The organism is Streptomyces maremycinicus (assembly GCF_001184025.1).
GTDB classification, from domain to species: Bacteria; Actinomycetota; Actinomycetes; order Streptomycetales; family Streptomycetaceae; genus Streptomyces; species Streptomyces maremycinicus.
The window spans coordinates 131,290-144,329 of record NZ_BBYG01000013.1 but is presented as its reverse complement, the minus strand read 5'-3'; the positions used below and the strand labels follow the sequence as shown (position 1 = coordinate 144,329).

General features: G+C 71.0%; 13 protein-coding genes and 1 pseudogene. 8 read left to right on the top strand and 6 right to left on the bottom strand.

The window, feature by feature from the left end; genetic code table 11:
• The first annotated feature begins 40 nt into the window (after positions 1 to 40).
• From galT to galK, 3 genes are read left to right on the top strand one after another with little or no spacing between them, the layout of a single operon-like run.
• A complete protein-coding gene (gene galT, locus AOQ37_RS16360; protein ID WP_062645264.1) occupies positions 41 to 1,102 on the top strand; it encodes a galactose-1-phosphate uridylyltransferase in 1,062 nt (353 codons plus the stop codon).
• The gene (gene galE / locus AOQ37_RS16355; protein WP_062645263.1) at positions 1,099 to 2,094 is read left to right on the top strand and encodes a UDP-glucose 4-epimerase GalE; all 996 of its coding nucleotides are present in this window, start codon (positions 1,099 to 1,101) and stop codon (positions 2,092 to 2,094) included. The genes galT and galE overlap by 4 nt, the downstream gene beginning before the upstream one ends.
• Positions 2,094 to 3,251 carry a galactokinase gene (gene galK, locus AOQ37_RS16350; protein ID WP_062645262.1) on the top strand — a complete coding sequence of 386 codons (1,158 nt, stop codon included), beginning with the start codon at positions 2,094 to 2,096 and terminating at the stop codon, positions 3,249 to 3,251. Before galE ends, galK begins: the two co-directional genes overlap by 1 nt.
• Positions 3,252 to 3,424: 173 nt before the next feature.
• Here galK and AOQ37_RS16345 read toward each other — a convergent pair whose 3' ends face one another.
• A complete protein-coding gene (locus AOQ37_RS16345; RefSeq protein ID WP_062645261.1) occupies positions 3,425 to 3,868 on the bottom strand; it encodes a GNAT family N-acetyltransferase in 444 nt (147 codons plus the stop codon).
• 282 nt (positions 3,869 to 4,150) lie between these two features.
• Here AOQ37_RS16345 and AOQ37_RS16340 point away from each other — a divergent pair, with 282 nt between their 5' ends.
• Positions 4,151 to 4,918 (top strand): LuxR C-terminal-related transcriptional regulator, encoded by a 768-nt coding sequence (locus tag AOQ37_RS16340; protein WP_062645260.1) that lies wholly within the window; start codon positions 4,151 to 4,153, stop codon positions 4,916 to 4,918.
• Here AOQ37_RS16340 and AOQ37_RS16335 read toward each other — a convergent pair.
• Positions 4,877 to 5,374 carry a MarR family winged helix-turn-helix transcriptional regulator gene (locus AOQ37_RS16335; RefSeq protein WP_062645259.1) on the bottom strand — a complete coding sequence of 166 codons (498 nt, stop codon included), beginning with the start codon at positions 5,372 to 5,374 and terminating at the stop codon, positions 4,877 to 4,879. The two genes, AOQ37_RS16340 and AOQ37_RS16335, sit on opposite strands and share 42 nt — an antisense overlap.
• Before the next feature lie 104 nt (positions 5,375 to 5,478).
• On the opposite strand from AOQ37_RS16335, the gene AOQ37_RS16330 reads away from it, so the two are divergent.
• The 3 genes and pseudogenes from AOQ37_RS16330 to AOQ37_RS38760 all read left to right on the top strand — a co-directional run bounded on the left by AOQ37_RS16330 (position 5,479) and on the right by AOQ37_RS38760 (position 6,644).
• Positions 5,479 to 6,276 carry a trans-aconitate 2-methyltransferase gene (locus AOQ37_RS16330; protein ID WP_062645258.1) on the top strand — a complete coding sequence of 266 codons (798 nt, stop codon included), beginning with the start codon at positions 5,479 to 5,481 and terminating at the stop codon, positions 6,274 to 6,276.
• Between the two features lies 1 nt (position 6,277).
• Positions 6,278 to 6,370: pseudogene (locus tag AOQ37_RS39860) on the top strand (glyoxalase); the annotation flags it as partial.
• Positions 6,371 to 6,470: 100 nt separating this feature from the next.
• Positions 6,471 to 6,644, top strand: coding sequence for a CsbD family protein (locus AOQ37_RS38760; protein WP_020128441.1), 174 nt, complete (start codon positions 6,471 to 6,473; stop codon positions 6,642 to 6,644).
• A gap of 120 nt (positions 6,645 to 6,764) precedes the next feature.
• On the opposite strand, the gene AOQ37_RS16325 is transcribed toward AOQ37_RS38760, so the two are convergent.
• Positions 6,765 to 7,445 (bottom strand): TetR/AcrR family transcriptional regulator, encoded by a 681-nt coding sequence (locus tag AOQ37_RS16325; protein ID WP_062645257.1) that lies wholly within the window; start codon positions 7,443 to 7,445, stop codon positions 6,765 to 6,767.
• Positions 7,442 to 8,455 (bottom strand): acyl-CoA desaturase, encoded by a 1,014-nt coding sequence (locus AOQ37_RS16320; RefSeq protein WP_062645256.1) that lies wholly within the window; start codon positions 8,453 to 8,455, stop codon positions 7,442 to 7,444. The genes AOQ37_RS16325 and AOQ37_RS16320 overlap by 4 nt, the downstream gene beginning before the upstream one ends.
• A 312-nt stretch (positions 8,456 to 8,767) precedes the next feature.
• Between AOQ37_RS16320 and ppc the strand changes: the two genes are divergently transcribed.
• Positions 8,768 to 11,509: a phosphoenolpyruvate carboxylase gene (ppc, locus tag AOQ37_RS16315; protein ID WP_062645255.1), complete on the top strand. Its 2,742-nt coding sequence runs from the start codon at positions 8,768 to 8,770 to the stop codon at positions 11,507 to 11,509.
• Between the two features lie 96 nt (positions 11,510 to 11,605).
• On the opposite strand, the gene AOQ37_RS16310 is transcribed toward ppc, so the two are convergent.
• Together AOQ37_RS16310 and pth are read right to left on the bottom strand one after the other, a co-directional pair.
• Positions 11,606 to 12,052, bottom strand: coding sequence for a hypothetical protein (locus AOQ37_RS16310; protein ID WP_062645575.1), 447 nt, complete (start codon positions 12,050 to 12,052; stop codon positions 11,606 to 11,608).
• Between the two features lie 306 nt (positions 12,053 to 12,358).
• Positions 12,359 to 12,961, bottom strand: coding sequence for an aminoacyl-tRNA hydrolase (gene pth, locus AOQ37_RS16305; protein ID WP_062645254.1), 603 nt, complete (start codon positions 12,959 to 12,961; stop codon positions 12,359 to 12,361).
• Positions 12,962 to 13,040 lie beyond the last annotated feature (79 nt).

Here is a 13,040-nt window from a genome sequence, read left to right as displayed (position 1 = left end):
TCTAGGTCTGCGGACCCAGAGGTACGGATGGAGAGTCGCGGTGAAGAAGACCTCGACCCGCTTGGCCGACGGTCGTGAGCTGATCTACTACGACCAGCGGGACGACTCGGTGCGCGACGCGGTGGACAGGCGTCCGCTGGATCCCACGGTCACCACTTCGGAGGTACGGCGGGACCCTTTGCTCGGCGATTCCATCGCCGTGGCCTCGCACCGGCAGGGGCGCATCTATCACCCGCCGGCCGACGAGTGCCCGCTCTGCCCCTCCCAGGGCGACCGCCTCAGCGAGATCCCGGACTCGTCGTACGACGTCGTCGTCTTCGAGAATCGTTTCCCCTCGCTGGCCGGCGACTCCGGGCGCTGCGAGGTGGTCTGCTTCACCTCCGACCACAACGCGTCCTTCGCCGACCTCACCGAGGAGCAGGCGCGACTGGTCCTCGACGCGTGGACGGACCGGACGTCCGAGCTGTCTCATCTGCCCTCCGTGGAACAGGTGTTCTGCTTCGAGAACCGGGGCGCCGAGATCGGCGTGACACTGGGTCACCCGCACGGGCAGATCTACGCCTACCCGTTCACCACTCCGCGCACCGCCCTGATGCTGCGTTCGGTCGCGGCGCACAAGGAGGCGACCGGCGGGGAGAACCTCTTCGACGCCGTCCTGGCGCGTGAACTCGCCGACGAGCGTGTCGTCCTGGAGGGTGAACACTGGGTCGCGTTCGTGCCGTACGCGGCGCACTGGCCCTACGAGGTGCACCTCTACCCCAAGCGCCGGGTGCCGGACCTGCTCGCCCTCGACGAGGAGGCCCGCACAGAGTTCCCCCAGGTCTATCTGGAACTCTTGAGGCGCTTCGACCGGATCTTCGGCGAAGGTGAACCGCCCACGCCGTACATCTCCGCCTGGCACCAGGCGCCGTTCGGCGCCCTGGAGGAGTTCGAGGGTGTCAACCGGGACGATTTCGGGCTCCATCTCGAGCTTTTCACCATTCGCCGCACTTCCGGCAAGCTGAAGTTCCTCGCGGGCTCCGAATCGGGCATGAACGTCTTCATCAACGACGTGCCGCCGGAGTTCGCGGCCCAGCGACTGCGAGAGGTAGCGAGTTCATGAGCGGCACCACCGGCACGAGCGGCAAGTATCTGGTCACGGGCGGCGCGGGCTACGTCGGCGGCGTGGTCGCCCAGCACCTGCTGGAGGCGGGCCACGAGGTCGTCGTGCTCGACAACCTCTCCACCGGTTTCCGCGAGGGCGTGCCGGCCGGCGCCTCCTTCATCGAGGGCGACATCCGCGACGCCGCCAAGTGGCTCGACGCCTCCTTCGACGCCGTGCTCCACTTCGCCGCGTTCTCGCAGGTCGGCGAGTCCGTCGTCAAGCCCGAGAAGTACTGGGACAACAACGTCGGCGGCACCATGGCGCTGCTCGGCGCCATGCGTGAGGCCGGTGTGCGCAAGCTGGTCTTCTCCTCCACGGCGGCGACGTACGGCGAGCCGGAGCAGGTCCCGATCGTGGAGAGCGCGCCGACGCGGCCCACGAACCCCTACGGCGCCTCCAAGCTCGCCGTCGACCACATGATCAGCGGCGAGGCCGCCGCCCACGGACTCGGTGCCGTCTCCCTGCGGTACTTCAACGTGGCCGGCGCGTACGGCGAGCAGGGTGAGCGCCACGATCCCGAGTCGCACCTGATCCCGCTCGTCCTCCAGGTCGCGCAGGGCCGCCGCGAGGCCGTCTCCGTCTTCGGCGACGACTACCCGACCCCCGACGGCACCTGCGTCCGCGACTACATCCACGTCGCCGACCTCGCCGAGGCCCACCTCCTCGCCGTCGCCGCCGCCCGGCCCGGCGAGCACCTCGTCTGCAACCTCGGCAACGGCAACGGCTTCTCCGTGCGCGAGGTCATCGAGACGGTCCGTGAGGTCACCGGCCACCCGATCCCCGAGGTCGTGGCCCCGCGCCGCGGCGGCGACCCGGCCGTCCTGGTCGCCTCGGCGGCCACCGCCCGTGAGCGGCTGGGCTGGAACCCGTCCCGCGCGGACCTCGCGGGTATCGTCGCGGACGCGTGGGCGTTCGCGCAGCACATCGCAAGCAGCGCAAGGGAGTCGTAGTGGGGGCACAGGAAGTTCGCGAGGGTTTCGTCCGGCTGTACGGGGCCGAGCCCGAGGGCGTCTGGGCGGCGCCCGGCCGCGTCAACCTCATCGGTGAGCACACCGACTACAACGACGGCTTCGTCATGCCTTTCGCGCTGCCGCACATCGCGGTCGCCGCGGTCGCCCGGCGCACGGACGGCGTCCTGCGGCTGCACTCGGCCGACCTCGACAGCGGCGTCGCCGAACTGCGCCTGGACGACCTGGCGCCCGGGTCCGACGGCAACTGGACGGCGTACCCGGCCGGAGTCGTCTGGGCCCTGCGCGAGGCCGGCCACCAGGTGACCGGCGCCGACATCCACCTGTCCTCGACGGTCCCGTCGGGCGCGGGCCTGTCGTCGTCGGCGGCGCTGGAGGTCGTCGTGGCCCTGGCGCTGAACGACCTCTACGACCTCGGGCTCCAGGGCTGGCAGCTCGCCCGCCTGTGCCAGCGCGCCGAGAACGTCTACGTGGGCGCGCCCACCGGGATCATGGACCAGACGGCGTCCGCGTGCTGCGAGGAGGGCCATGCGCTGTTCCTCGACACCCGCGACCTCTCCCAGAAGCAGATCCCGCTGGACCTGGCCGCCGAGGGCCTGCGCCTGCTGGTCGTCGACACCCAGGTCACGCACGCCCACAGCGGCGGTGAGTACGGCAAGCGGCGGGCCGGCTGCGAGAAGGGCGCCGCCCTCCTCGGTGTCGACGCGCTGCGGGACATCGCGTACGCCGACCTGGACGCGGCCCTCGCCCGGCTCGGTGACGAGGAGGAGGTCCGCCGGCTGGTCCGCCATGTGGTGACGGAGGACCAGCGGGTGGAGCAGGTCGTCGCCCTCCTGGAGTCGGGTGCCGACAGCCGTGCCGTCGGCCCGGTCCTGACGGCGGGTCACGCCTCGCTGCGGGACGACTTCCGGGTCTCCTGCCCCGAGCTGGACCTCGTCGTCGACACCGCTCTCGCGCACGGTGCGCTCGGGGCGCGGATGACCGGCGGGGGTTTCGGCGGATCGGCGATCGTGCTGGCCGAGGCCGCCGATGTCGAGACGCTCACCAAGGCGGTCGGTGAGGCGTTCGCGGCCGCGGGGTACAAGGCTCCGCGGGTCTTCGAGGCGGTGCCGGCGGCGGGGGCGCGGCGGCTGAGCTGATCGTTCTGCGCGGGCGGTGGGTGCGCGAGTCGATCTCGCCCCCGCCGCCCTTTCCCGTTCCCGTTCCCGACTCCGGGGGCCGTGCCTCCGGCCCCCTGTCGGCCCCGGGAGGGCCTCGTCCTCGAGCGCCGGAGGGTCCGGACGGGCCGGACGGGCCGGACGGGCCGGAGGGGTTACGCCAGCCGCTTCGTCAGGGTGAACTCCGTCAGCCCCGGGGGGTAGTCCTCGATCACGCAGACCACCTCGTAGCCCCGGCGCCGGTAGAACTCCGGTGCCTGGAAGTCCCAGGTCTCCAGGCGTACGCGATCGCAGCCGCGCTGTTCGCGGGCGACGCGCTCCGCCTCGGCGAGGAGGGCGCTGCCGAGGCCCGTGCCCCGGTGCCGGGCGTCCACCCAGAGGTAGGTGACGTGCAGCCAGGTCGTCCAGGTGTGGCCCACCAGCCCGCCGGCCAGATCGCCGCCCGGGTCCGAGGCCCAGACGTGCAGCGCCGACTCGCGTTCCGCGGGCGTGCCGCGCAGCGCGCGCAGGACCGGGGAGGCCTCGGTGTTGGTGGCGAGCAGCCGCGAACGGAGAAGATCGCGGCGAGTCCTGTCGACTTCTGTCTCAAGACGAAACATGCGGCACACCATAAACGCGGTCGCCGAACCAATCCTGCAATTTGCCTTCCGCTCCACGCCCGCGGCCCTACCCTGTGAACAGTGCCGGTGGGGGCCGGTACTGATCAGGGGGCGAGACAGTCGGGTACGGCGCCCGCGGTGGGGGTAACAGTCTCTGCACGGCGGCGGCCGTTGCGGTAGTGGCATCCCCTCCGGGCGCCGTGTCCGCGCCGGTCGTCGTTCTCCGTCTCCGGACCTTGGGGTATCCCCTGCTCTGTCAAGGAGCTTGGGGGAGGGGGTTTCGTGGTTCGCATTCGTGTACTGGTCGTCGACGACCACCGCATCTTCGCCGAGTCGCTCGCCGCGGCACTGGCCGCAGAGCCCGACGTCGACGTGTCCGCGGCCGGCAGCGGTCCGGCGGCACTGCGCAGCCTGGAGCGCGCGGCCGCCGAGGGGCGCCGGTACGACGTGCTGCTCGTCGACGCCGACCTGGGCGCCGCCCTGCCGGGCATACGGCCCGCGGTGCCCGTGCGGGAGGTGGGGGAGGACGGGCTCGTCGACGGGATATCGCTGGTCGTGGGGGTCCGGGCCGCGCAGCCCCATGTCCGGATCGTCGTCCTCGCCGAGAAGGACGATCCGCGCCGCGCGGCTCTCGCCCTCCAGGCCGGGGCGTCCGGCTGGGTGGCGAAGGACTGCTCGCTGTCCCGGCTGCTCACCGTCATCAGAGGCGTGCTGCGCGAGGAGACACACCTCCCGCCCGCGCTCCTCACCGGCGTCCTGCGGGAGTTGACGGCCGCACGCAAGCACCGCACCGAGAGCGAACGGCTCGTCGAGTCGCTCACGCCGAGGGAGCGCGAGGTGCTGCGCTGCATGGTCGCGGGTCTGGGCCGCAAGGCGGTCGCCGACCGTCTGTTCCTCTCCCCGCACACCGTCCGCACGCATATGCAGAACGTCCTCGGAAAGCTGGGCGTCCACTCCACCCTCGCCGCGGTCGCCCTGGCCCGGAGGGCGGGCGTGGGGCCCGTCGACCTAGCCCGGGATGTTGTCGAACGGGGCGGTCAGTTGGCGTAGGAGGCCTGCCAGTTCACCGCGCTGGGTGTTCGAGAGCTCGGCCAGGATCGCCCGCTCCTGGTCGAGCAGTCCGGCGAGGGCCTGATCGGCGCGGTCCTTGCCGTCGTCCGTGAGGCGCACGAGCACACCCCTGCGGTCGCTCGGGTCCGGCAGCCGTTCCACCAGGCCCTTCTTCGCGAGCCGGTCGATACGGTTCGTCATCGTGCCCGAGGTCACCAGCGTCTGCGTCAGCAGCTGGCCCGGCGAGAGCTGGTAGGGCGCCCCCGCGCGCCGGAGCGCCGTCAGGACGTCGAACTCCCAGGGCTCCAGCTGGTGCTCGGAGAACGCCAGACGGCGTGCGCGATCCAGGTGCCGGGCCAGTCTGCTCACCCGGCTGAGTACTTCCAGCGGCTCCACGTCGAGGTCCGGGCGCTCCCGGCGCCACGCTGCGACCAGCCGATCGACCTCGTCCTCCATGACGATCAGTGTAGTGGTTGTGTCGACGTGAAGTCTCTTGGGGTAGAGCTTCTCGACATCAAGTCTCTTGACATCAAGATAAGTGTGCGGGGAAAGTACCGGACATGACGACCAACCCCACCTGGGACCCCGCCCAGTACCTGCGTCACGCCGGCCACCGCGCCCGCCCCTTCGGCGACCTCCTCGCCCGCGTGCCCGAGCTGCCCGGCGACCCGCCCCGCATCGCGGACCTCGGCTGCGGCCCCGGCCACCTCACCGCCGTCCTCGCCGACCGCTGGCCCACCGCCCGCGTCACCGGGTACGACAACTCGCCGCGGATGCTCGCCGACGCGGCGGCGCACGCGGGCGCGCGCCTCGACTTCGCCCACGCCGACCTCGCCGGCTGGGCGCCGGAGGAGACGTACGACCTGCTCGTCTCGAACGCCGCCCTCCAGTGGGTGCCCGGCCACCTCGACGCCTTCGCCGGCTGGCTGGACGGCCTCGCCCCCGGCGGCACCTTCGCCTTCCAGGTCCCCCACAACATCGACGCGCCCCTGCACGCCCTCATGCGCGAGCTCGGCAACGGCGTTCGCTGGAAGAGCCGCCTCGGCCATGTCCTGCGCCACGAGGACTCCGTCCACGCACCCGGCGTCTACCTCGACCGGCTGGCCCGCCTCGGCTGCGCCACCGACGTCTGGACGACCACCTACTTCCATGTGCTCCAGGGCGACGACCCGGTCCTCGACTGGGTCAAGGGCACCGGCCTGCGCCCCGCCCTCGACGCCCTCGCCGACGACCCCGAGGCCCGCGACGCCTTCGTCACCGACTACCGCGACCTGCTCCGCGAGGCCTACCCGAGCGCGGAGTACGGCACCGTACTGCCGTTCCGCCGCCTGTTCGCGGTGGCCGTGAAGGGGGCCTGACGTGCTGGCAGCCGTCGACCATGTGCAGCTCGCCGCCCCGCCCGGCTCCGAGGACCGGCTCCGCCGCTTCCACGCCGGGACCCCGTCGGCAACCGGCTGGAGTTCCTGGAGCCGGTCGGCGGGGTTTGAGGGGCGCCGGGCGGGTCACTCGCAGTACTGAGACCACACGCAGACCTGACTGGGAGTGATGGACAGTGGCAGGCGAGCAGAAGTCCAAGGCGAAGATGGAACAGGCCAAGGGCAAGGCGAAGGAAACGATCGGCCGCACCGTGGGCAACGAGCGGATGGAGGCCGAGGGCCGCGCCGAGCAGGCCAAGGGTGACGCCCGTCAGGCCAAGGAGAAGACCAAGGACGTCTTCAAGCACTGACGTCACAGCGGCGCGGACACGGGCGGGGCCCCGACCATCGAGGTCGGGGCCCCGCCCGTGTCCGTAGCGGCTGCGCGGCGCCCGTCAGGCTTTGGTTGCGCCGCCCGTCAGGCCTCGTCCTCAGGCCTTGCGGCGTCCTATCAGGTGCGGCTTCGCCTCCAGCCCGTCCAGCCCGTGCCAGGACAGGTTCACTAGGTGGGCCGCCACCTCCGCCTTCTTCGGACGGCGTACGTCCAGCCACCACTGACCGGTCAGGGCGACCATGCCGACCAGGGCCTGGGCGTACAGCGGGGCCAGTTTCGGGTCGAAGCCGCGGCTCTTGAACTCGCGGCCCAGGATGTCCTCCACCTGGGTCGCGATGTCGGAGATCAGGGACGCGAACGACCCGGTCGACTGCGGGATGGGGGAGTCCCGGACCAGGATCCGGAAGCCGTCCGTGTACTCCTCGATGTAGTCGAGGAGCGCGAACGCCGCCTGTTCCAGCAGCTCACGCGGGTGACCCGCGGTCAGTGACGACGTGACCATGTCCAGCAGCCGGCGCATCTCCCGGTCCACCACGACCGCGTAGAGCCCCTCCTTGCCGCCGAAGTGCTCGTACACCACCGGCTTGGATACCCCGGCCTTCGCCGCGATCTCCTCCACCGAGGTGCCCTCGAAACCCTTCGCCGCGAACAGGGTGCGACCGATCTCGAGCAGCTGCTGGCGCCTCTCCGCACCCGTCATACGGGTGCGCCGGGCGCGCCGCGGCTTCGCTTCGTTACTGGGGGTACTGCTGGGATCGGTCGCCACGCCGTCAATCATGCCGCCTCGGCGGTGGCCTCCCCCCGTCGGGAGCCGTCCCCAGCGGTATTGCGGCGCGAATCGATACGCGAGCGTGACGGCCAGCGCACGTCGTACGCCCACCCGAGCATCTCGAACCACCGGATGAACCGCGCCGAGGAGTCCAGCTGCCCCCGCATCACGCCGTGCCGCGCCGACGTCGGGTCCGCGTGGTGCAGGTTGTGCCAGGACTCGCCGCAGGACAGGATCGCCAGCCACCACACGTTGCCGGAGCGGTCCCGGGACTTGAACGGGCGCTTGCCCACCGCGTGGCAGATCGAGTTGATCGACCAGGTCACGTGGTGCAGCATCGCCACCCGCACCAGCGAGCCCCAGAAGAACGCCGTGAACGCGCCCCACCAGGACATCGTCACCAGACCGCCCACCAGCGGCGGCAGCGCCAGCGACAGGATCGTCCAGTAGACGAACTGCCGGGAGATCGCGCGGATCGCCGGGTCCTTGATCAGGTCCGGCGCGTACTTCTCCTGCGAGGTCTGCTCCTCGTCGAACATCCATGCGATGTGGGCCCACCACAGGCCCTTGACCAGAGCCGGGAGCGTCTCGCCGAAGCGCCACGGCGAATGCGGGTCGCCCTCGGCGTCGGAGAACTTGTGGTGCTTGCGGTGGTCCGCCACCCAGCGCACCAGCGGCCCCTCCACCGCCATCGAGCCCATGACCGCCAGCGCGATCCTGAGCGGCCGCTTCGCCTTGAACGACCCGTGCGTGAAGTAGCGGTGGAAACCGATGGTGATGCCGTGGCAACCGAGGAAGTACATGAAGACCAGCAGGCCGAGGTCCAGCCAGCTCACGCCCCAACCCCAGGCCAGCGGCACCGCCGCCAGCACCGCCAGGAACGGGACGACGATGAAGATCAGCAGCATGATCTGCTCGATCGAACGCTTCTGCTCGCCACCGAGGGTGGCCGAGGGCGTGGGAGGACCGTCGGGCGCTTTCGAAGGGTCATCGATCACGTTGGAGCTGCCTGTGGTCATGCGCGTCCCCTGGGGGGTCTTGGGTGGAGGGAGGTGCCGTCGTTGCGCTCACCGTGCGAGTCACGTGGCGAACCGGTGCCACGCTCCCTACGGTTCCGTAACCTACGGCATCGTAAGTATGGCAGTGCCTCGGCCGGCGGCAAGAGCCCGCCAACCTGCGCGTCTCCAGGGACACCTATCCTTGGAGACAGTCGGACAGCGCGGTCCGCTCTGTTTTCTTCCCGGATGTCCGGCCCCTATGCGGCGCCTGCCGCGGGGCCGGAGTACGGGTTCCCTCCCGGACGAGCTTCAACACTGCAAGGAGCCGCACCTGTGAGCAGTGCCGACGACCTTGGCCAGGCCACCGAAACGACCAGCACCGAGCTGCGCGCCGACATCCGCCGACTGGGTGACCTGCTCGGCGAGACCCTCGTCCGGCAGGAGGGCCCGGAGCTCCTCGACCTGGTCGAGAAGGTCCGCCGCCTCACCCGCGAGGACGGCGAGGCAGCCGCCGAACTGCTGCGTGGCATCGAACTGGAGACCGCGGCCAAGCTGGTCCGCGCCTTCTCCACCTATTTCCACCTCGCCAACGTCACCGAGCAGGTCCACCGAGGCCGCGAACTGCGCGAGCGCCGCGCCGCCGAGGGCGGCCTCCTCGCCCGCACCGCCGACCGCCTCAAGGACGTCGATCCCGAGCACGTCCAGCAGACGGTCCGCCACCTCAACGTCCGCCCCGTGTTCACGGCGCACCCCACCGAGGCCGCGCGCCGGTCGGTGCTCAACAAGCTCCGGCGCATCGCCGCGCTCCTCGAGACCCCCGTCATCGAGGCGGACCGCCGCCGCTACGACACCCGCCTGGCCGAGAACATCGACCTCGTCTGGCAGACCGACGAGCTGCGGGTCGTACGTCCCGAGCCCGCCGACGAGGCCCGCAACGCCATCTACTACCTCGACGAACTCCACGCGGGCGCCGTCGGCGACGTCCTGGAGGACCTCACCGCCGAACTGGAGCGGGTCGGCGTCAGGCTCCCCGAGAACACCCGCCCGCTCACCTTCGGCACCTGGATCGGCGGCGACCGCGACGGCAACCCCAACGTCACCCCCCAGGTGACCTGGGACATCCTCATCCTCCAGCACGAGCACGGCATCAACGACGCCCTGGAGATGATCGACGAACTCCGCGGCTTCCTCTCCAACTCCATCCGCTACACCGGAGCCACCGAGGAACTCCTGGAGTCGCTGAAGGGCGATCTCGAGCGACTGCCCGAGATCAGCCCCCGCTACAAGCGCCTCAACGCCGAGGAGCCCTACCGCCTCAAGGCCACCTGCATCCGGCAGAAGCTCGAGAACACCAAGCTGCGCCTCGCCAAGGGCATTCCCCACGAGGCCGGGCGCGACTACCTCGGCACCGGCGAGCTCCTCGCCGACCTCACCCTCATCCAGAGCTCCCTGCGCGAACACCGCGGCGGCCTGTTCGCCGACGGCCGGATGAACCGCACCATCCGCACCCTCGCCGCGTTCGGCCTCCAGCTCGCCACCATGGACGTCCGCGAACACGCCGACGCCCACCACCACGCCCTCGGCCAGCTCTTCGACCGCCTCGGCGAGGAGTCCTGGCGCTACGCCGACATGCCCCGCGAGTACCGCACGAAGCTCCTCGCCAAGGAGCTGCGCTCCCGCCGGCCGCTCGGGCCCACCCCGGCCCCCGTCGACGCCGCGGGCGAGAAGACCCTCGGTGTCTTCCAGACGGTCAAGCGGGCCCTCGCCGTCTTCGGACCCGAGGTCATCGAGTCGTACATCATCTCCATGTGCCAGGGCGCCGACGACGTGTTCGCGGCGGCGGTGCTGGCCCGCGAGGCCGGCCTTCTCGACCTGCACGCCGGCTGGGCGAAGATCGGCATCGTGCCGCTCCTGGAGACCACGGACGAGCTGAAGGCCGCCGACACCATCCTCGAGGACATGCTCTCCGACCCCTCCTACCGGCGCCTGGTCGCGCTGCGCGGAGACGTCCAGGAGGTCATGCTCGGCTACTCGGACTCCTCCAAGTTCGGCGGCATCACCACCAGCCAGTGGGAGATCCACCGCGCCCAGCGCCGGCTGCGCGACGTCGCCCACCGCTACGGCGTCCGGCTGAGGCTCTTCCACGGCCGCGGCGGCACCGTGGGCCGCGGCGGCGGCCCCTCCCACAACGCCATCCTCGCCCAGCCCTGGGGCACCCTGGAGGGCGAGATCAAGGTCACCGAACAGGGTGAGGTCATCTCCGACAAGTACCTCATCCCCTCCCTGGCCAGGGAGAACCTGGAACTGACGGTCGCGGCCACCCTTCAGGCTTCCGCCCTGCACACCGCCCCCCGCCAGTCCGACGAGGCCCTCGCCCGCTGGGACGCCGCCATGGACGTCGTCTCCGACGCCGCCCACGCCGCCTACCGCGCCCTCGTCGAGGACCCGGACCTGCCGACGTACTTCCTCGCGTCGACGCCGGTGGACCAGCTCGCCGACCTGCACCTGGGCTCCCGGCCCTCCCGCCGCCCCGGCTCCGGCGTCTCGCTCGACGGCCTGCGCGCCATCCCGTGGGTCTTCGGCTGGACCCAGTCCCGCCAGATCGTCCCCGGCTGGTTCGGCGTCGGCTCCGGCCTCAAGGCGCTGCGCGAGGCGGGCCTGGACACCGTCCTGGACGAGATGCGCGATCAGTGGCACTTCTTCCAGAACTTCATCTCCAACGTCGAGATGACCCTGGCGAAGACCGACCTGCGCATCGCCCAGCACTACGTCGACACCCTCGTCCCCGACGACCTCAAGCACGTCTTCGACCGGATCAAGGCCGAGCACGAGCTCACCGTCGCCGAGGTGCTGAGGATCACCGGCGAATCGGAACTGCTGGACGCCACCCCCGTGCTCAAGCAGACCTTCAGCATCCGCGACGCCTACCTCGACCCGATCTCCTACCTCCAGGTCACCCTGCTCAAGCGGCAGCGTGACGCCGTGGCCGCGGGTGCCGAGCCCGACCCGCTCCTCGCCCGCGCCCTGCTCCTCACGGTCAACGGCGTCGCCGCGGGTCTGCGCAACACCGGCTGACCCCCGCTCACCCGACAGGAGGGAGCCCCCGGATCCGTACGGATCCGGGGGCTCCCTCCTGTCACGAACCCACCCGCTCACCGGCCGGCGGTCCGGTCACACCGTGAGGAACGCCGCCGTCAGCAACGCGACGCCCGACCCCGCCAGCGCCCAGCCCACGCGCACCCGCCCCAGACCGCCCGCGACCACCACGGAGGCCAGCAGCAGCGCGCCGCCCAGCGGCACCCACGCGTACAGGATCCCGGCCGGACCGGACCGGATCACCTCGTCGCTGTTCGGCTTGATCACGACGGTGTAGACGCCGCCCCTGCGCACCGCCACCGACTTCTCGATCTCCACGCGCGCGCGTGCCGTCGACCCGGCGGACAGCGGCGTGTACGGCCCCGCGCAGGTGTCCTCACCGCACCGCGTCACCTCGACCGTGCCCTGCTCCCGGCCCTTCGTCAGCATCACGTGCTGCGCGGACCCCCAGGAACCCCACACCCCGGCGAGCAGGATCAGCACGGCGACCGCGCCCATCGCCATGAGCCGCCCGAGCCGCAGCGCGGTCTCGGAGGCGGAACCCCGGGCCGAGCTCTTGGCCGCACCCCTGGCGGAGCCTTTCCCCGCGCTCTTGCCCGTGCTCTTGGCCGTGCCCTTGCCCGTGCTCTTGGCCGAATCCGATCCCTTGCCGGAGCCGGTGGCGGCGCCGGGCTCGGTGCCCTTGGCCGGGGCCGTGCCTCTGGCCGAGCTCTTGGCCGAGCTCCTGCGGGAGTGACCCGGGCGGCGGTGGGACGAGGCTGCTGTGGCAGGCATGGCCGGGATCATTGGCCATGCCTGAACGAACCGTCAACCTGCGGGGGCGACAAGTCAGGAGTTGTACGTGCTTTGCGCCCGCTCCAGCCCCTCCAGCACCAGCGCCTCGGCCGCGTCCGCCGCACGGTCCACGAAGTAGTCCAGCTCCTTGCGCTCGGCCGAGGAGAAGTCCTTCAGCACGAAGTCCGCCACCTGCATCCGCCCCGGCGGCCGCCCGATGCCGAACCGCACCCGGTGGTAGTCCGGGCCCATCACCTTCGTCATCGACTTCAGACCGTTGTGCCCGTTGTCCCCGCCGCCGAGCTTCAGCCGCAGCACGCCGTAGTCGATGTCCAGTTCGTCGTGCACGGCGACGATGTTCGCCACCGGCACCTTGTAGAAGTCCCGCAACGCGTTCACCGGGCCGCCCGACACGTTCATGAACGACATCGGCTTCGCCAGCACCACCCGCCGGCTCCCCGTACCCGGCGGACCCAGCCGCCCCTCGACGACCTGGGCCTGCGCCTTGCCCGCCCGCTTGAACCTCCCCCCGATCCGCTCGGCCAGCAGATCGGCCACCATGAAACCGACGTTGTGCCGGTTCATGGCGTACTCGGGGCCGGGATTGCCGAGACCCACGATCAGCCAGGGGGCATTGGCGTCGGTCGTCACGTCCATGTCTCCTTGATACGCGCAGGCCGCCGCTCCCGGAAGGAAGCGGCGGCCGACGGGATGAGGTACCGGGAAATCAGGTACC